This window comes from Brachyspira suanatina (assembly GCF_001049755.1).
GTDB classification, from domain to species: domain Bacteria; phylum Spirochaetota; class Brachyspiria; order Brachyspirales; family Brachyspiraceae; genus Brachyspira; species Brachyspira suanatina.
Genome location: NZ_CVLB01000001.1, coordinates 2,100,252 through 2,119,499, shown reverse-complemented (window position 1 = coordinate 2,119,499; position 19,248 = coordinate 2,100,252). Strand labels below are relative to the sequence as shown.

Below are 19,248 nucleotides of genomic sequence, written 5' to 3'. Positions count from 1 at the left end.
TAAGAATCCCCTCCATTTATATTTTCTAGCTTTATTTAGACAATAAAATTATAATTATTTTTAAAGCTTCATTAGCAATTTTAGCACCCGCCCAAATTTTTATTAAGTTTAAAAATATTATCTACGCACGATTTATTTTTATTGATTTTTGTATTTAAATATAAAGTTAATGTATTTATATTTTTTAATATATTCACCGTGCGTAAATTATATTAACATAATATAGTTGACATAATTATATATTTAGTTATCATATTTAAATATATAATCATCCTATAAAGAGAATATCTATTATGAAGAAACTGATTTTTATAATAATTTTGATTGCTAATATATTTTTATTATCTTGTTCAAATAATAAATCATCTAATGAAGGAATAGTTGTATCAGTTGGAGGAATGCCTAGCAGTTTGGATCCGGCATTTGCTAAAGGCATTAATACTGCAGTTTACATAACACATGCTTTTGAAACTCTCACTCAAAGAGATGAAGATGGTACTATAATTCCTGCACTTGCTGAAAGCTGGGAAGCTATGAGTAATAATACAGTTTATATATTTCATTTGAGAAAAAATGCTAAATGGTCAGATGGTAAAGATTTAACAGCTAATGATTTTGTATACACTTTAAGAAGATTAATTGATCCTGAAGTTGCTTCTCCTTTTTCTTTGGGTTTTGACATAATAAAGAATGCTCAAAGTATAATGAAAGGCGAAAAAAAATTGGAAGAACTTGGAGTTTGTGCTTTAGATGATTATACTTTAAAAATCGAGCTTGACATACCTTTACCATATTTCGAAGAGGCTATGGCTAGTGATATTGCTTCTCCTGTAAGAGAGGATATTATAGAAACTTATGGTGAGGATTGGGCATTGAGCAAAGATCATTATGTTGGAAATGGACCTTATATAATGACTGAATATGATGAGGCTGTAAAAATAGTAATGGAAAAAAATCCTTATTACTGGGATAAAGATAATGTTAAGGCAGAAAAAATCACTTTCGAGTTTTTAGAAGATGTTAATACTGCAGTTGCGGCAATTTATGCAGATAGTATACTATTTTATCCGGAAGCACCTGAAAATGAAAGAGCTTCTTTAATAGAGCAGGGCATAGGAATAGAAGTTGACATAACATCTATTGCTTATTATATGGTTAACTTAAAAAGAAGACCTTTTAATAATCCTTTGGTGAGAAAAGCATTAGCACTTGGTATAGACAGAAACTATATAGTAAATAATGTTTTAGGCGGGGGTAGGGTAGCTGCTGACGGATTTGTGCCTATTAATGTAAAAATTGGTACTAACAATTTCAGATATAATGCTCCTCAATATATTTCTTTAGAAGAGAGCAATTATCAAAAAAATATTGAAGAAGCTAAAAAACTTCTTGCTCAAGCAGGATATGCTGATATAAAAAAATTCCCTATAATAGAATTAATCACAACTACAAATCCTTCATCATTATTCGTTGCAGAGGCAATTCAGAGTATGTATAAAAATAATTTGAGTATAGATTTAAAACTTAGATATGAAGAGCCTACAACATATTTGCAGTCAATAAAAGACGGAAGTTTTCAGATGATCAAGGCCGGAACTAGCGTTGCTTATAATCAGGCATCTGGTTATTTAAGACTTTTTCAGCTTGATGGTTTGGGCAATGACGGCGGATACACAAATGCTGTTTATGATTATTTAGTTGATATTGCTATGACAAATGCAAATGAAGATATAAGAATAAAAGCAGCTTATGATGCAGAGCGTATACTCATACAAGAGGATATGGCTATAATACCTATATATTATGACAAGGCTACAATTATGCAGAGCAAGAAACTTCATGGTGTGAAATATGATATTTTTTCAATATATGATTTTAGAAATGCTTATATAGAATAATTAAAATAGGATTTTTATTTATGAAAAAATTTTTTGTGGGTTTATTTATTGGAATTGCATTGACTATATTCAGTTATAATGTTATGCCGAAACTTTATTCAGAGTTCAGCAGCAAGGATTCAAGTGCTTTAAATAGTATAGCTTATGAATTAAGAAATATAAGAAATATTTTAAATGATATAAAAACTGAATTAAGAAAATAGATATTTATATTTTTTAATAAATCAAATTTTTTACTAAGCATAACTAAAGTATAAAAAAATTATAATTAGTTTGAAAAAAAATGAAAAATATATAGACTATATATAAACTAGGAGCCATTTTATGAAAAAGATTTTATTAACTTTACTTTTAGCTTTTAGTTTTTTAGCTTTTAGTCAAGGATATAATATTAATAAAGAAGCTAAATTAAATAATAAAATTACAATCAATAATAATGGTCTTGATATATTAATTCAAGATTTATCTTTAACTAATAGTAATTTATTAACTATATCAACTTTTTATAATCAAACTTTTTTATTTTTCATTCTTGAAGAAAGTAATACTAAAATTCAAATAGGAATAAAAGACGAGGCTATAAAACAAGATTTTATTAAATTAAATAATACAAAATTATATTTTAGTCATAATATGAATAATCATAATTTTTATACAAACATAATTTATAATAATAAAGAAATACAACATATATTTAATAGAAAAAATGAAATATTAATTAATAAAGATAAAAGAATAATAGAACTAAATATCTTAAAAGATTTAAAAAATATTAATTTTATTATGAATAATAATACTTATAATAAATATTTAAAATAATTAGTATTTTTAAGGAGCCATTTTATGAAAAAGATTTTATTAACATTAACTTTACTTTTCGCTTTCAGCTTTTCGGTTTATGCTATTGAAAATAAAACTCAATACGGACAATGGTGGGTATATAATTATATTAATAATTTTAATGATAAAAAAATTATTGGAATATATCAGGCATATACAAATAATATTGGAAATATACAATCAATACAAATATTAACTAGTTCCGATTTTATAAATATTGGAATTTCATATATTGGAAAAAATAAAAACAATATAAAAACATTTCAATATAGATTTGATAATGAAGAAATTAAATCTATAAATGTAAATATGAATAATGATATATTTAACTTATTTGTAATAAATAAAGAAATGAATAATAAAGAGGCTTTATTATTCATAAAAAAAATAGTAAATAGTAAAAGATTAAGAGCTACTTTTGATAACAATACAATCAACATATATGATTTTGAATTAGTAGGAATTAAAGAAATATTAAAAAATACAGATTTTAGTAATACTTTATTAGATAAATATAAAAATGATATATTAAATTAATAGCAAAATAATTGAAAAAAAATTTAATCTTATACATTTGATAAGATTTTTATTTATAATCTACTATATGTAATTGAGATATTATAATATTAAAAAAATTATTATAGTATCACAATTATATTATAAGTATATTTTTTATAAAAAACTAATAAAAATATTGTCTTTAAATATATTTTTTGTATATACTAAAAATTTTTAAGTTTGTCATTTTTTTATTCAACTTTTTCCCGCCGCAAAAAGTGTAATTACATAATTAGTACTAAATCATACTAAAATTGTTTTACATGTAAGATAGGTTATTAATTTAAGCTAAAATATAGTCCTTTTGCTTCTTTGGGTCACCAAAAGAAGTGGGGTGCGGGGCAAAGCCCTGCAAATATTTTAAATTTAAAAAAATTATTTTTGACAAAATATAGTTGTTTAGGTATATTATAAAATAATTAATAAATTTATAAAAATTATTTACTAAAAATGCGTTTTATTGTATAATTGATGCAACGAATTTTTAATAAGGAGTAATTATTCATGAAGGTTGAAGAATTAAAACATGAGAAGCTTAAAGCTTGGATTAAAGAAATAGCAGATATGTGTCAGCCAAAAGATATATATGTATGTGATGGAACTAAAGAAGAATATGACAACTGCATGAACGGTTTGGTAGAATTAGGTTTAGCAAAACCTCTTAAAAAAAGACCTCACAGTCATTCTTTCAGAAGCGATCCTTCTGACGTAGCACGTGTTGAAGATAGAACTTTTATTAGTTATCCAGATAAAGAAGATGCTGGTCCTACTAATCACTGGATGGCTCCAGATGAATTAAAAGGCACTATGAAAGAATTATATAAAGGCTGTATGAAAAACAGAACTATGTATGTAATTCCTTTCTCTATGGGTCCTGTTGGTTCTCCTATAGCTAAAATCGGTGTAGAAATCACTGACAGCCCTTACGTTGTATGTAACATGCATATAATGACTAGAGTTGGTACTAAAGTATTAGATGTATTAGGTACTAACGGTGAGTTCATACCTTGCTTACACTCTGTAGGTGCTCCACTTGCTGACGGTCAAAAAGATACTAAATGGCCATGTGCTCCAATAGAGAAAAAATATATTTCTCACTTCCCAGATGAAAACTTAATCTGGTCTTATGGTTCAGGTTACGGCGGAAACGCTTTACTTGGTAAAAAATGTTTTGCTTTACGTATCGCTTCTGCTATGGCTAGAAGAGAAGGCTGGATGGCAGAACACATGCTTATCTTACGCTTAACTAACCCAGAAGGTAAAAAATTCCATATAGCTGCTGCATTCCCAAGTGCTTGCGGTAAAACTAACCTTGCTATGTTACAGCCAACTATCCCTGGTTGGAAATGTGAAACTATAGGTGACGATATTGCTTGGATGAAAATAAATCCTGAAGACGGCAGACTTTATGCTATCAACCCAGAAGCTGGTTTCTTTGGTGTAGCTCCTGGAACTTCTTATGATTCTAACCCTATGGCTATGGATTCAATAAAAGAAAACACTATATTCACTAACTGTGTAGAAACAGATGACGGCGATGTATGGTGGGAAGGTATGGGAGAAGCTCCTAAACATGGTATAGACTGGAAAGGTAATGACTGGACTCCAGAAAGCGGTGAAAAAGGTGCTCACCCTAATGCTAGATTCACAGCTCCTGCTAGACAATGTCCTGTAATTTGTCCAGATTGGGAAGACCCTAAAGGTGTACCTATAGATATATTCATCTTCGGTGGAAGAAGAGCTTCAGTTATGCCATTAGTACATGAATCTTATAACTGGGATCATGGTGTATTTATGGGTTCTACTGCTGCTAGTGAAACTACTGCTGCTAATATTGGTGCTGTTGGTGCATTAAGATTTGACCCATTTGCTATGCTTCCATTTGCTGGTTACAATATGGGCGATTATATGAACCACTGGCTTGAAATGGGAGATAAATTAGGCGACAAAGCTCCTAGAATCTTCTATGTAAACTGGTTCAGAAAAGATGCTGACGGTAAATGGTTATGGCCTGGATTCGGTGATAACTCAAGAGTATTAAAATGGATGTGTGAAAGAGTTGAAGGTAAAATCGATGCTGTTGACACTCCTATAGGTAAAATGCCTAAAGAAGGCGATTTAGATCTTAAAGGTTTAGATATTCCTGAAGCTGATTTCAAAGAGCTTATGAGAGTAGATGTTGAAGCTTGGAAAGATCAAGCTAATCAAATCGAAGCTCATTATGCTAAATTCGGTTCAAGACTTCCAGCTAGACTTAAAAAACAATTAGAAGAATTAAGAGCTAGATTAAGCAAATAATTGATAAAGTAAAATTCCTTTAATTTGCCAATAGTTTAATTTAATATTAAGCTATTGGCTTTTATTATAAAAAATAGTATTTTATATAATATTAAATTAAGAGGTAATATTTGTGTCATATGATTTAACGAATTTAAATGATTATGAGTTTGAATTACTAATTAGAGATATATTAGAAAAAAAACTTGGTATAAAATTGAGAACCTATGCTAAAGGTAAAGATGATGGTATAGATATACAAGCTTATTATACAGAAAATAATATTATAGTGCAAGTAAAACATTATTGCCGAAGTACTTATTCATCCTTATTAAACTCTCTGAAAAAAGAATTAGACAAAATAAATAAATTGAAACCTGAAAAATATTATATTGTTACTAGCCTAGCACTTACTCCTAATAATATAAAAAATATATATAATATGTTTTCTTTATATATGTCAGATACATCTAATATAATAGATCTATCTGAAATAAATAAATTATTAGAAGAAAATACGGATATAGTTGAACGACACTATAAATTGTGGTTATCTTCTAGTTCTATATTACAAATAATAAATAATCAAAATATTTTAATAGATTGTGAATATTTAATTGATGATATAAAAAAAGAAAAACATTTATATGTTCAAACATCTTTTTATAAAAAATCTATTGATATATTAGATAAAAATCATGTCGTTATTATAACTGGAGATCCTGGTGTTGGTAAGACAACACTATCTAAAATGTTAGTTTTATTTTATCTTGAAAAAAATTACAATGTTAAATATTCATCAGATAGTAGTATTAAGGATATTAAAAAATCTATTTTGAAAGGAAAAAATAAAGAAGTAATACTTATAGATGATTTTTTAGGACAGCATTATTTAGAATTAAAAGAAAATTATGCTAAAGAATTGAAAACGCTGATTAGTCATTCAAAAACTTGTAATAAAAAATTAATACTTAATACTAGAATAACAATTATGAATGAAGCAAAAAATTTTTTTATAGAATTTAATGAAATTATAAAAGATAATGACACTGTTTTAATAGATTTAAATGAAATTAGTAATTATGAGAAGGCACTAATATTGTATAATCATATGTATTTTTCAGATATTCCAAAAAGTTATTTTAATAATATAAAAAAAAATAAAAACTATTATAGAATAATAAATCATAATAATTATAATCCAAGAATAATAGAATATATAACTTCAAATTATAAAGATGTTGAATCTAATGAATATGTAAATTTTATTATTGATAATTTAAATAATCCAGCAAAAATATGGGAAAATGAATTTGTAAAAAGAATTGAAAACGTTGATAGGATAATGATGTATACAATATATTCTCTTACAAATAATTATATAGATTTAAATATATTAAAGGAATCTTTCAATAAAAGATTATTTGAATTAAAAAATATAGATACAACAATAAATAATTTTGATAGTACATTGAATAGATTATCAAATTCGCTTCTTAAAATAAATATAGATAAGAATAATAATAAAAATATTAGTGTATTAAATCCATCTATTAATGATTATATTTTTAACTATTTAAGATATAATGAAAATGAAATAAAGAATATATTAAATAATGCTGTTTATATAGAACAATATATAAATTTATATGAAAAAACTGATGAATGTTTTATTAAAGAAAAAATAATCAATTTAATTTATGATTCTAGCATTTTTACTTTCAAAAGTTATACAAATATATATTATGAAGTACTTTCTTTAATATTGGAATTTAATATAAAAGATTTAAATATTATTAGTATTGTTCAAGATTGTTTTATAAAAAGTTCAGATAATATAAAAATAAATATATATTCATCTTTTATAATGAAATTATATAATAGTACTTTGTGGGATTTTTATAATTTCAATGATGTATTTTTAGTAGTTAATAATTTTAATAAAATATTACAAAATATTGATTGTCTATCTATAATAAATATTTTGTATAAAATTAAAAAGAAATATAATTTCAATTATCCTGATGATTTTATAAAACATTTAAAAGAAATATTTCATAAAGATATTTATGATTCTTTGGATAGTTTTTTTTGTGAAAAGATGTGTGAATTTTCTGAAAAAGTAGTAAATGATGAAATTGAATACTATATATTTAAAAATGATTTAGAAGAATTAAATGATAATTTTGATATTAGTGTTATCTCTAAAGATATATCTTCAGTAATTGATGAATTATCAGATATTATAGAAAAGATAAATAGTATAGTTTCTTATTGTAATAAAGAAGAGTTAATTTCTTCTATAGAAAACAGCTATGATATAGAAGAGTTTTTTTACGAGGCTTTAAGAAATAATTATTATTATAAATCTTCTGATAAAAGATATGGTGATGATTATATACCTGATGATGATATGGATTCAATAGATATAATTTTTGATAGAGATTTTAAATAAAAAGTTTTAATAAACTATTAATTATATTATCAGTTTAATTTAATATTAAGCTATTGGCTTTTTTATTTTATCAATAAAATTATTAATCATCTATCTCTATTATTTGTACGTAAAGAGTAACTTCAACTTCTAATCCATTATTAAGTTTCACTTTATATAGTCCGTCGTCCATTTCTACCATCCAAATTTGAGTCTGAGGAAAATATTGTTTTACAGCATTAATAACTGATCTTGGAACTTGATTCATAGGAACGATCCAATCTGCAAACAAATTAGCAGATGCAAAAGTAGATAAAGCAAATACCAAACATATTAATTTTTTCATAAAATCTCCTTTATAATTAGTTATAACTATAGTATAGTACATATATAAATAATGTTAAGTTTTTTTACAATATTTTAAATAAAATTTACAAAAATAAATAATTAATTTCCTAATTATATTAAATCTGATATTGCAAATATTTATTTATTTTTAAATTTAATATTTTTCATTGCTATATATTTAGGATATTTATCATTTAGTATGTTTTATAATCAATATATTAGTTGATTTTTTATTTATTTAGATAGATAATCTATAAAAAATAAATATCAAGAAAAAACTATTATGAATAATTTAATAAAAGAATTAAAAATACAATCACAAAAAAATATTATAATACTAGCATTAATTTCTATTTTGCCTTTTACTATATATTTTTTATTTTTTGCTTCAAATATTAATTCTGATTATAGAATTACTGATATAACCTCTTATTTTTTTGCTTTTAAGATTTTTTATTTATTTTGTTTTTCTTTGATATTTAATTTAGATAATAAGAAAAATACATTTATAACTTTTTTGATATTTTTCTTTATAGGCATTCTTAGTGTGCTTATACCTTCTTCAGAGTTTACATTTAAAGATATTATAGATATAGATAAAAAAGTGATTTTCTTTGTTCATACAATTTTAAATAAGAATTTATTTTTAGATATTATATTTTTTATAATGTTTGCTTTATCATTTAACAATTATAAAAATTATAAAGATATTAATCAGGCATTTACTTTCAGTGCTAATATAATGATAATAAATTCTATTATACCTGCAATTATTTCTTTGATGTTTATGATGATTTTTGCTTTAGTAATCAATTTATTTAAAGGAATTATTATAAATATATTGCCTGATACAACTATTATTTTTTATGTTTTTATATTGGCTGTATTTTATATATTTGCTTTTACTCCTTTTATAATTTATTTTCTTTATAAAAAAGATGTAAAAAATATATCAATATACTTTTCAAGAATAATAATGTATATAAGTTTATATAATATATTTAAGTATTTATTTTCTATAATAATTCCAATTATTCCTTACAGCAGTCCTTATAATATCAGAATCAATTTTATAATTTATAATGTTGCTCTTGCTATAGGGGCGGTAAATTTATTTTTTGTAAGAATGGACTATAAATCAAGTATATTTACGAAATTAGTTTATATTTTATTTCCTGTAATAGCATTTATTTTTAATATAATAATTTTAACTTCTACAATATACAGAATAAAAGAATATGGAATAAGTCCCAATAAATTAACTTTGATTTTTACAAATATAATAATGCTTATTCATTTTATTTTGATAATTTTTGATAATATAAAATCATTAAAAAAATTAAGTAGTATAAAAAATATAAAAGACATTATACTAACAAACAATAGAAGCTATTATGTATATGTTTATGGAATCGTAGCTTTTATAGTATGTTTTATAATGCCTTTATTTTATAATGCTTTTTAATTTTTATTTTTTCTTTTTATAATATTTGCTTACTATGTTAATCATTTTTTTATCCTGCATAGCCTCAGCATATTCCAAAAGATTATATCTTTCTTTTATAGCACCTCCATAAACATTAGAAGGTTTTAATTCTATATTTAAATCTACTCCGTTTTTAAATAAATATTCAGCAACTTCATAATAGCCTTGATCTATAGCATGATATATTGCAGTATAATTCATATCATTAGGATAATAATTCACATCAGCACCATTTTCAACTAATGCTTTAACTATTTCTAAATTACCAACGCTTGCAGCAATTGCTATAGGAGGAGCATCATCTGTAAATTTTGTATCTAAATCAGCACCATTATCTTTTAAAAGTTTAACTACTTCAGGAACAGATCCGGCAAGTATAGTAGCAGGAGCAACTCCGCTATTATTTGTAGCATTCACATCAGCACCATTTTCTATTAAAAGCTTTGAAGCTTCATAAGGATTTTGTCCTGTAACGGCCCAAAGTAATGGAGTATCCCCATTATCATCAGCTTTTCCATTAACATCTATTCCATTATCTATTAAATATTTCATTATATTAATATTTCCTTTTTCAGAAGCATAAATAAGTGCAGATGCTCCCCAAGATGATTTTTCATTTATATCTGCATTATTTTCTAGTAATAGATTAAATATTTCTTCATTGCCGTTTTCGCATGCAATCATAATCATATTTTTGCCGTCTTTATTTTTTATATTTATATCAGAGTCATGTTCTATTAATAATTTTGCCATCTTTATATTATCAGTTCTTACAGCTTCCATTAAAGCATTAAATCCATCGTCTGCTCTTAAATTAACCAAAGCCCCATTATCAATCAAAGCTTTTGCTATATCATAATGCCCGTATGATGAAGCTATCATTAAAGGGGTAGAATTAGTATAGTGTGTAACATCGCTTATAATAAGTTGATCTTTTGAAGCAGCATTTATACCGCCATCATTTATTAATTCTATCATTTCCGCAACGCCTGTTTTATTTTTATTTTTTTCTAATAGTTTTAATAGTTCTTCACTAGGCATTATTATTTCATTTGTCATTACTGTGTTTTTTAACTTTTCATTATTGCTTCCATTAAAAGTGCTATTATCTTTTGTTTCTTCTTTTATATTTTCATTTTCAGCATATTCATCAGCTTCTGTGTCAGGTTCTATTAATGTATTATCTTCTATTTGTGTGTCTTCTGTATCTTTTACATTATCTGTTGTTTCTGTATTATTTATAATGCTCTCTTTTACTTTATCATTATTGCTTTCATTATTTGCCGCATATAAAGTTATTACTGTAATTAGAGTTGTCATCAGAATGAGAATGATTTTATTTTTCATAAAACGTTCCTTAATATTAATGTTTTAATAATATCATATAATATATTTTTAGTAAATATTTTAATATATACCTAAACAACTATATTTTGTCAAAATAATTTTTTTAAATTTTAAATATCTGCACTTTGCCCTTACGAAGTACACAGCGTGCCGCACCCCACTTCTTTTGGTGCCACAAAGAAGTTATATCCTTGATAAACTCGGATACACTTTGCGAAAGGCTACATTTGGTCTTTAATTTAATAAATTATCTTACATGTAATACGATTTTAGTATGATTTAGTACTAATATTATACTTGCACTTTTTGGTTCTTGACGAAGTCCGCCTGTGGCGTGCGGCGGGAAAAAGAACAATAAAAAAATTGACAAACTTAAAAATTTTAAATATACATTAAAATTATAATTATTTTTTATTTTTATAATATTTACTTACTATGTCAATCATTTTTTTATCCTGAATAGCCTCAGCATATTCTAAAACATTGTAGCTTTCTTTTATACTTCTGCCATAGTCATTATCAGGTTTCATTTTTATATTTAAATCAACACCATTTTTAAATAAATATTCAGCAACTTCATAATTATGTTTGTCTATAGCATGAAATATCGCTGTATAGTTTATATCATTAGGATAATAGTTCACATCAGCCCCATTTTCAACCAATGCCTTAACTATTTCTAAATTACCCTCACCTGCAGCAATTGCCATAGGAGGATAATAATCTAAAAATTTTGTATCTAAATCGGCACCATTATCTTTTAAAAGTTTAACTACTTCAGGAACAGATGCTGAAAGTATAGTAGCAGGAGCAACTCCGCCATCATTTGTAGCATTTACATTGGCACCATTTTCTATTAAAAGTTTTGAAGCTTCATAAGGATTCTCTCCTGTAACAGCCCAAAGTAATGGAGTATCCCCATTATAATCGGCTTTTCCATTAACATCTATTCCATTATCTATTAAATATTTCATTATGTTGATATTGCCTTTTTCAGAAGCATAAATAAGTGCAGATGCTCCCCAAGATGATTTTTCATTTATATCTGCATTATTTTCTACTAATAGATTAAACATTTCTTCATTGCCGTTTTCGCATGCAATCATAATCATATTTTCACCATCTTTATTTTTTATATTTATATTAGAATTATTGTTTATTAGTAATTTTGCCATCTCTATATTATCAGTTCTTACAGCTTCCATTAAAGCATTAAATCCATCGTCTGCTCTTAAATTAACCAAAGCACCATTATCAATCAAAGCTTTTGCTATATCATAATGCCCGTATGATGAAGCTATTATTAAAGGGGTAGAATTAGTATAGTGTGTAACATCGCCTATAATAAGTTGATCTTTTGAAGCAGCATTTATACCGCCTTTATTTATTAATTCAATTATTTCCGCAACTCCTGTTTTCTTTTTATTTTTTTCTAATAGTTTTAATAATTCTTCACTAGGCATTATTATTTCATTTGTAGTTACTGTATTTTTTAATTTATCATTATTACTTTCATTAAAAGTGCTATTATCTTTTATTTCCTCATCTTCAGTATATTCATCAGCTTCTTTGTCAGGCTCTATTAATGTATTATCTTCTATTTGTACATCATCTGTTGTTTCTGTATTATTTATAGTACTATCTTTTACTTTATCATTATTGCTTTCATTATTTTTTATTTGTGTTGTATTTGTTACTTCATTGTTAAGAATAGTTTCTTTTATTTTATCATTATTAGTTTCATCACTTGCATATAAAGCTATTACTATTGTTAGAGTTATCATCAGAATTAGAATGATTTTATTTTTCATGGCAGAATCCTTAATATTAATTGTTTCAATAATATCATATAATATATTTTTAGTAAATATTTTAATTAGCATTAAATTATATTGATCATTAGAATTAAAGTTAAAAATATTTTTGTTAAATAAAAAAGGCTATTATATTTTTATAACAGCCTTTTATCATTAAAAATTATTTATTTGAATTTTTAATTAGAATCTTTTTTTACCATGTTTTTTTTCTTTTTTAGTGTACTCTTCTTCAACATAATCAGCAGGTTTTTCAAGCAATGCTTTTCTGCTTAAAGAATATTTACCGCCCTTAACATCTAATATTTTTACTTTCACTTCATCGCCGATTTTTAGAACTTCCTCAACATTCATAACATGTTTATAAGCAAGTTCAGATATATGACAAAGTCCTTCTACTCCAGGAAGTATCTCAACGAAAGCACCGAAATCTTTGATGTCTTTAACTATTCCGTCATAAACTTCACCGACTTCAGGGTCTTTAACATAAGAGTTGATAAGTTTTATAGTTTTATCTAGAGTAGGAGTGTCAGGAGCAAATATATTAACTACACCGATATCTTGTATTTCTACATCGCTTCCAGTTTCTTCTATTATAGCTTTTATATTTTTTCCGCCAGGTCCTATTAATACTCTTATTTTTTCAGGATTAACATCCATAGTTTTGTATTTAGGAGCAAAATCAGAAATCTCTCCTGCATTAGCTATAGTAGCATCTATTTTATCAAGTATAAAATATCTTGCTTTTTTAGCCTGCTCTAATGCTTCTTTTAATATTTGAGCAGAGATTCCTGTAAGTTTAATATCCAATTGGAAAGCAGTAATACCTTTACGAGTTCCTGCCACTTTGAAATCCATATCCCCTAAGTGATCTTCTACACCTTGTATATCTGTAAGTATTTTATAGCCGTCTTTGTATGTAGCAAGTCCCATAGCAATACCTGCAACGCTAGCATTAAGAGGAACACCTGCTGAAAGTAATGACATAGTAGAGGCACATATTGTAGCCATTGATGAAGAACCATTACTTTCTAATATTTCAGCAACTACTCTTATAGTGTATGGGAATTTATCTTTTGGAGGAAGTACAGCATTGAAAGATCTTTCAGCTAAATTACCATGTCCTATTTCTCTTCTTCCAGGAGCACCATATCTTCCAACTTCTCCTACAGAGAATGGAGGGAAATTATAGTGAAGCATGAATGTTTTATTTTCTTTGCCGTATATATCGTCCATTAATTGAGCATCTTTCTCACTTCCTAATGTAACTATAGATAAACATTGAGTTTGTCCTCTAGTGAAAAGGGCAGAACCATGTACTCTAGGAATAAGATTTGTCATAGTAGTTATAGGACGAATTTCATCTAATGCTCTTCCGTCAGGACGCATACATTTTTCTACTATAGCCTCTCTAACTATTTCTTCTTCTATAGAATGGCAAATACCTTTAACTTGAGATATTAACTTCTCGTCTTCTACTTTAGTTTTGATATATTCTTCTATTTCGTTAAAAGCATTATCCATACTTTCATTTCTTTTGGTTTTGTCAGGATTGTAATTAGCAGTTTCTATTTTATCTCTGCCGTATTCGGTAACCATTTTTACTAATTCAGCATCAAATTCAAACAATTCCTGTTCTATTTTTTGAGTTCCGCATAGACTAGCCATTTCATTTTGAATATCAATATATTTTTGCATTTCTTTATGTGCTAATTCTATAGCTCCGATGAATACCTCTTCAGAAACTTCTTTTGCTTCACCTTCAATCATTAAAATAGCATCTTTACTTCCAGCAACAATAATATCTAATTCGCTAGTAACAAGTTCGCTATTTTTAGGGTTTATTATATATTCACCGTTTTTATAACCTATTCTTACAGCTGCCACTGGTCCTCCGAAAGGTATCCAAGAGATTGTAAGTGCTGCAGATGAAGCTATTAAAGCTAAAGCATCTGTAGGCATATCAGTATCTACAGAAAGTACTGTAGGTATTATTTGAACTTCATTTCTGAAACCTTCAGGGAAAAGAGGTCTTAAAGGTCTATCTATTATACGTGATATAAGTATTTCTTTATCTCTAGGCTTTGCCTCTCTTTTGAAGAAACCACCAGGAATTTTACCGCCTGCATAATATTTTTCATTATAATTTACTGTCAAAGGGAAAAAGTCAGATTCTAAATTAGGCTCTTTAGCTGCTACAACAGTTGCCAATATAGTTGTATTGCCAAGTCTCAAAGTTACAGAACCATGAGCCTGTTTAGCTAAAAGTCCGGTTTCTAAAATTAACTCCTCTCCACAAAATACACTTTTAACTGTTACCATATTTTACTCCTTATACTAGGTACAAAACACCGAGAGGGTATTGAAATAATAAAATTTGATTGAGCAAATTTATTTTCTTAATTTTAATCTTTGTATAAGATTTTTATAAGCTTCTATATCAGTTTTTCTTAAATAGTTAAGAAGTTTTCTTCTTTTAGCAACCATTTTAAGAAGTCCCATTCTTGAATGATTATCTTTAGTATGAGTTTGAAAGTGACCTTTTAAATAAGTTATACGATTAGTTAAAAGTGCTACTTGTACTTCTGTAGAGCCTGTATCCTTTTCATTTTTACCAAATTCTTTTATTATTTTTGCTTTTTCGTCTGCTGTGATAGACATTGTTTTGTTCTCCTTTTGAAATATTTTCTTATCTTTTTTTCATCATTTTCTAATAATTTTTTTACTTCGTCTATAGAATTAACTTTTATATTATCTCTAATATATTTGAGTAATACAACAGTTATTTTTTTGCCGTATATCATTTTAGAAAAATCTAATATATGGCTTTCTACTCTTAGTTCTTTATTGATATTGCTAATACCTATAAAAGTAAGAGCTTTATATATAGTATCAGAATTACCTATTTTTATTGTGGAACTATATACACCCATTTTAGGTATAAAAATATTTTTAGGTATTTCTAAATTAGCAGTAGGGTATCCTATTTTTCTTCCTAAAGCGTTACCATGAACTACTAATCCGCTCATAGAATATTCTCTTCCAAGCATTTTATTAACACTAACAACATCACCGTTTGAAAGGGCTTCTCTGATATTAGAGCTTGATATTTTATCTTTTTTATAATTTAAAAAATTTATAAAACTTACTCCAATACCACATTCTTTTGAATATTTATTTAAGAATTCACTGTCTCCCATTCTATCTTTACCGAATGCAAAATCAGTTCCTACAGCAATATGTTTCATGCGATAATATTCTATGAGTTTATCAAAGAACTCTTTAGCTTCCATTGTATAAAATTCTGGTAAAAAGTCAATAACAATTATGTAATTAATACCCATAGACTTTATTAAAGTGTTATTATCTTCGGTATTATATATTGATACATTTTTCTTTTTGATAACTATTGCTATTGATATAAGATTGTTTTTATTAGCATAATCAACAGTGTATTTAATTAGTTTTTGATGTCCTCTATGTACGCTATCAAATTTTCCTATAGTTACTATACTATCTTTTTTTATAGGAAGTTTACAAAAATCATATATAATTCGATTCATTTTAGTATTCTTTATCCGTTTCTTTAATTATTAATTGTTTTTTTATCGTTGTTCAGAATTTTTTTCAAGGCTATTGAAATTATTATAGTGATTAATGATGCTATAAACATATATAAATTCATAGTCCAATAATTTACATTTCTTACTATTACTTCCAATAAATTGTATTGTTCTATAGATACAGCAAATATTATTTTTATTATACCATATAATAAAAATGCATTAAGTATATTATGATATATATACTGCCTTGAATTTAGAGATAACCCTAACATATAAAATGAAAATAACATAAGCCATAAATTAATAAATAATAGACTTATAGCATAAATAGGCATTTCAGTTAAAGTTACTATTTTTAATAAAGCCACTATTATAGGGAATACTTCAAATCCGAAGATTATATCTGCCGTAAAACTTGATAAATAATTACTTATAGAATTTCTATTAAATATACTTGATGTTTTTTCTACTACTGAAGTACCATTAATTTCTTTTACTTCATGTAAAGATATTTCTTTATCTGTAATATATATATAATCTCCTATATATAATTTTCCCATAACTGTAGGATCCACTAATATTACATTTTTATATGTATTATCTAATAATTTATATCCTACTTTTATTAAATAATTATCAACTTTTGTAAAATATCTTCCTGTATCATCTATAAATAATGATGTTTTATCATTGAGTTCGTTTCTAAGATAATCTATGTTTTTATTGAATGCTACTGTATAAGCCGGATATAATGTTATAAATAAAGCAAGAATGCCTATTACTATAATAGTAGATAAGCTTCCTGAAAATTTATTTAAAGCTCCTATTATTACTACAGAGGAAATACCAGCAACTATAACAATTGCTAAAAAATAATGTTCCATTAAATTTTTTACTAAATCAATATTCATATTTTGATAAATATTATTTGTATCCATAACTTTGAATAAATAAATACCAAAATATATTATAAAAAACACTATAAAGAAAAGTGTAAGAGTAATAATATTTTTAATAGTTCTCATAATTTATATATTATATCTAGAAAGAGAAAAATTCAAGTATAAAAATAAATTTAAGCTGATTTAATATCGTTTAATATGCCAAAATTATAAAAAGCATTATTTATATTATTAAAAGATTCTAAATAATTTGATAATTCCATAATATTATAATCATTTTTTACAACTCCATACATATTTGCTAAAACTAAATCTCCTTTTTTATGAGATAATTCTTTTTTTAATTCTATAAGATATTCCCATATTTCCTTTTCTATAAATAGACAATCAGATAAATCTAATATAATATTGTTTATATCTTTAATAAGAAATTCTGAGAATAAATCTTTTATTTGAGGAAGATGTTCATCATATATATTATTGTATAAAGATATAATGATAACAGAATCATCTTTTAAATAATAGCTGCTTTCAAATGAAATACCTATCATAAGGTTACTTTAACAAATTTTTAATTTTTAGTCAATGAATTTTTTTTAATTTTATTTCAATCATTTAATTTTTTTAATTTATCCCTAGTGCTTCTATATATTATGATAGGTTTGTCGCCCGGTATTAGTTTTTCTTCTTTCATACCTAAATAAGATTCTTTACTGCTTTGTGTTTTTACTACATTCTTATCCTGTTTTAATACAACATCCGAATATTTTTTTCCTATAAGGTTTACTATAGATTTTATAAAAGGAATATTTACTATTTTCTGATAGAATCTCATATATATAACTGTATTTTCATCATCAACAGGAGCGAATACTCCAAACACACGCATCTTTTCAAATATGTAATTCTGCCAAGTATTTGGAAAATAAAAATATAAAAAGTATTTAAAATCTTCTTTTTTCATTTCAGATTCTCTTAATGCTTTTTGTCCGCTGTCAATTACATTATTTACATAGAATTTTAATATATTATTATCTTCATCTAACTCTACTAAAGGGCCATTAACTACGGTTTTATTTCCTTTTCCTATAGTATTATAATGAACAAAAGCAATATGAACTACATCAAGCTGATTTTCTATACATCTTGTATAATGATTATGCCATTCATCTCTTATGGTAGAGTAGGAGAATTTTTTATCTTTCAAATCATCTGGAAACATTATTTTATCATTGATCTTATCTTTATCTCCATACCATAACCATATAAATCCGTATAATTCTCTAACTTCATAACCTTCAACAAAGAAATTTTTATTAACTTCAGTATTCTTTCCATTAGCAGGAATCATTACTGTTTTTCCTGTTTTATCAAATTGAAACCCATGAAATGGGCATGTTATATTATTACCGCAAATTTTTCCATGAGATAATGAAGCCCCTCTATGACAGCATTTATCATCTATACAGCATATATTATTGCTTGAATCTCTCCAAAATACAAGATTTTTGTTTAATCTTTTAGCAAAAAGAGGTTTATTTCTTTTCACTTCTTTAGAATCTAGTACAGCATACCACATATTATATATCATAGTTGTATCCTCAAATTTTGATACATTAATTATATATTGTTATTTTAATAAATAAACATTTTATAAGATGATTTTTTATAAGTTGTATAAGTACATATAAGGTTAAGACAATATAAATTCAAATATTTTTTATTATTCACTTTAATATACTTGTTATTAATATTTTTTAATATATAATATTACCGAA

At 25.5% G+C, this 19,248-nt stretch carries 16 protein-coding genes; 7 read left to right on the top strand and 9 right to left on the bottom strand.

What is annotated here, in order from left to right:
• Positions 1-293 precede the first annotated feature (293 nt).
• From BRSU_RS09095 to BRSU_RS09070, 6 genes are all read left to right on the top strand, one after another.
• Positions 294-1,898, top strand: a complete 1,605-nt coding sequence (locus BRSU_RS09095; protein ID WP_048595014.1) for a peptide ABC transporter substrate-binding protein — start codon at positions 294-296, stop codon at positions 1,896-1,898.
• Between the two features lie 20 nt (positions 1,899-1,918).
• Positions 1,919-2,101, top strand: a complete 183-nt coding sequence (locus tag BRSU_RS09090) for a hypothetical protein (RefSeq protein WP_048595013.1) — start codon at positions 1,919-1,921, stop codon at positions 2,099-2,101.
• Between the two features lie 121 nt (positions 2,102-2,222).
• Positions 2,223-2,717, top strand: a complete 495-nt coding sequence (locus tag BRSU_RS09085) for a hypothetical protein (protein ID WP_048595012.1) — start codon at positions 2,223-2,225, stop codon at positions 2,715-2,717.
• A 24-nt stretch (positions 2,718-2,741) separates the two neighbouring features.
• The gene (locus tag BRSU_RS09080; protein WP_048595011.1) at positions 2,742-3,275 is read left to right on the top strand and encodes a hypothetical protein; all 534 of its coding nucleotides are present in this window, start codon (positions 2,742-2,744) and stop codon (positions 3,273-3,275) included.
• Positions 3,276-3,800: 525 nt separating this feature from the next.
• On the top strand, positions 3,801-5,594 hold the full coding sequence (locus BRSU_RS09075) for a phosphoenolpyruvate carboxykinase (GTP) (RefSeq protein ID WP_048595010.1): 1,794 nt from the start codon (positions 3,801-3,803) through the stop codon (positions 5,592-5,594).
• Between the two features lie 112 nt (positions 5,595-5,706).
• Complete coding sequence (locus BRSU_RS09070; protein WP_048595009.1) at positions 5,707-8,028, top strand: nSTAND3 domain-containing NTPase; 2,322 nt, start codon at positions 5,707-5,709, stop codon at positions 8,026-8,028.
• Between the two features lie 82 nt (positions 8,029-8,110).
• Here the strand turns inward: BRSU_RS09070 and BRSU_RS09065 are convergent, their stop codons facing one another.
• Positions 8,111-8,353: a PepSY-like domain-containing protein gene (locus tag BRSU_RS09065; RefSeq protein ID WP_048595008.1), complete on the bottom strand. Its 243-nt coding sequence runs from the start codon at positions 8,351-8,353 to the stop codon at positions 8,111-8,113.
• Positions 8,354-8,638: 285 nt separating this feature from the next.
• Here BRSU_RS09065 and BRSU_RS09060 point away from each other — a divergent pair, with 285 nt between their 5' ends.
• Positions 8,639-9,820: a hypothetical protein gene (locus BRSU_RS09060; protein ID WP_048595007.1), complete on the top strand. Its 1,182-nt coding sequence runs from the start codon at positions 8,639-8,641 to the stop codon at positions 9,818-9,820.
• A gap of 3 nt (positions 9,821-9,823) precedes the next feature.
• Here BRSU_RS09060 and BRSU_RS09055 read toward each other — a convergent pair whose 3' ends face one another.
• The 8 genes from BRSU_RS09055 to BRSU_RS09020 form a co-directional block, all read right to left on the bottom strand.
• The gene (locus BRSU_RS09055) at positions 9,824-11,188 is read right to left on the bottom strand and encodes an ankyrin repeat domain-containing protein (protein ID WP_209435141.1); all 1,365 of its coding nucleotides are present in this window, start codon (positions 11,186-11,188) and stop codon (positions 9,824-9,826) included.
• Between the two features lie 404 nt (positions 11,189-11,592).
• A complete protein-coding gene (locus BRSU_RS09050) occupies positions 11,593-12,999 on the bottom strand; it encodes an ankyrin repeat domain-containing protein (RefSeq protein ID WP_209435140.1) in 1,407 nt (468 codons plus the stop codon).
• A gap of 186 nt (positions 13,000-13,185) precedes the next feature.
• Positions 13,186-15,324 carry a polyribonucleotide nucleotidyltransferase gene (gene pnp, locus BRSU_RS09045; RefSeq protein ID WP_048595006.1) on the bottom strand — a complete coding sequence of 713 codons (2,139 nt, stop codon included), beginning with the start codon at positions 15,322-15,324 and terminating at the stop codon, positions 13,186-13,188.
• A 69-nt stretch (positions 15,325-15,393) separates the two neighbouring features.
• On the bottom strand, positions 15,394-15,663 hold the full coding sequence (gene rpsO / locus BRSU_RS09040; RefSeq protein WP_008726355.1) for a 30S ribosomal protein S15: 270 nt from the start codon (positions 15,661-15,663) through the stop codon (positions 15,394-15,396).
• Positions 15,630-16,565 carry a bifunctional riboflavin kinase/FAD synthetase gene (locus BRSU_RS09035; protein ID WP_048595005.1) on the bottom strand — a complete coding sequence of 312 codons (936 nt, stop codon included), beginning with the start codon at positions 16,563-16,565 and terminating at the stop codon, positions 15,630-15,632. The genes rpsO and BRSU_RS09035 overlap by 34 nt, the downstream gene beginning before the upstream one ends.
• 23 nt (positions 16,566-16,588) lie before the next feature.
• On the bottom strand, positions 16,589-17,593 hold the full coding sequence (locus BRSU_RS09030; RefSeq protein ID WP_048595004.1) for a hypothetical protein: 1,005 nt from the start codon (positions 17,591-17,593) through the stop codon (positions 16,589-16,591).
• A gap of 50 nt (positions 17,594-17,643) precedes the next feature.
• Positions 17,644-18,021, bottom strand: coding sequence for an STAS domain-containing protein (locus tag BRSU_RS09025; RefSeq protein ID WP_048595003.1), 378 nt, complete (start codon positions 18,019-18,021; stop codon positions 17,644-17,646).
• 56 nt (positions 18,022-18,077) lie between these two features.
• Positions 18,078-19,061, bottom strand: coding sequence for an aromatic ring-hydroxylating oxygenase subunit alpha (locus BRSU_RS09020; RefSeq protein WP_048595002.1), 984 nt, complete (start codon positions 19,059-19,061; stop codon positions 18,078-18,080).
• Positions 19,062-19,248: the final 187 nt, after the last annotated feature.

What these genes read in the sequence shown, in the direction of transcription:
- BRSU_RS09050 (WP_209435140.1), bottom strand. Translation starts at nt 12,999, where the DNA reads ATGAAAAATAAAATCATTCTAATTCTGATGATAACTCTAACAATAGTA.
- BRSU_RS09025 (WP_048595003.1), bottom strand. Translation starts at nt 18,021, where the DNA reads ATGATAGGTATTTCATTTGAAAGCAGCTATTATTTAAAAGATGATTCT.
- BRSU_RS09065 (WP_048595008.1), bottom strand. Translation starts at nt 8,353, where the DNA reads ATGAAAAAATTAATATGTTTGGTATTTGCTTTATCTACTTTTGCATCT.
- BRSU_RS09060 (WP_048595007.1), top strand. Translation starts at nt 8,639, where the DNA reads ATGAATAATTTAATAAAAGAATTAAAAATACAATCACAAAAAAATATT.
- BRSU_RS09035 (WP_048595005.1), bottom strand. Translation starts at nt 16,565, where the DNA reads ATGAATCGAATTATATATGATTTTTGTAAACTTCCTATAAAAAAAGAT.
- BRSU_RS09075 (WP_048595010.1), top strand. Translation starts at nt 3,801, where the DNA reads ATGAAGGTTGAAGAATTAAAACATGAGAAGCTTAAAGCTTGGATTAAA.
- BRSU_RS09055 (WP_209435141.1), bottom strand. Translation starts at nt 11,188, where the DNA reads ATGAAAAATAAAATCATTCTCATTCTGATGACAACTCTAATTACAGTA.
- BRSU_RS09020 (WP_048595002.1), bottom strand. Translation starts at nt 19,061, where the DNA reads ATGATATATAATATGTGGTATGCTGTACTAGATTCTAAAGAAGTGAAA.
- BRSU_RS09090 (WP_048595013.1), top strand. Translation starts at nt 1,919, where the DNA reads ATGAAAAAATTTTTTGTGGGTTTATTTATTGGAATTGCATTGACTATA.
- BRSU_RS09085 (WP_048595012.1), top strand. Translation starts at nt 2,223, where the DNA reads ATGAAAAAGATTTTATTAACTTTACTTTTAGCTTTTAGTTTTTTAGCT.
- BRSU_RS09080 (WP_048595011.1), top strand. Translation starts at nt 2,742, where the DNA reads ATGAAAAAGATTTTATTAACATTAACTTTACTTTTCGCTTTCAGCTTT.
- rpsO (WP_008726355.1), bottom strand. Translation starts at nt 15,663, where the DNA reads ATGTCTATCACAGCAGACGAAAAAGCAAAAATAATAAAAGAATTTGGT.
- BRSU_RS09095 (WP_048595014.1), top strand. Translation starts at nt 294, where the DNA reads ATGAAGAAACTGATTTTTATAATAATTTTGATTGCTAATATATTTTTA.
- pnp (WP_048595006.1), bottom strand. Translation starts at nt 15,324, where the DNA reads ATGGTAACAGTTAAAAGTGTATTTTGTGGAGAGGAGTTAATTTTAGAA.
- BRSU_RS09030 (WP_048595004.1), bottom strand. Translation starts at nt 17,593, where the DNA reads ATGAGAACTATTAAAAATATTATTACTCTTACACTTTTCTTTATAGTG.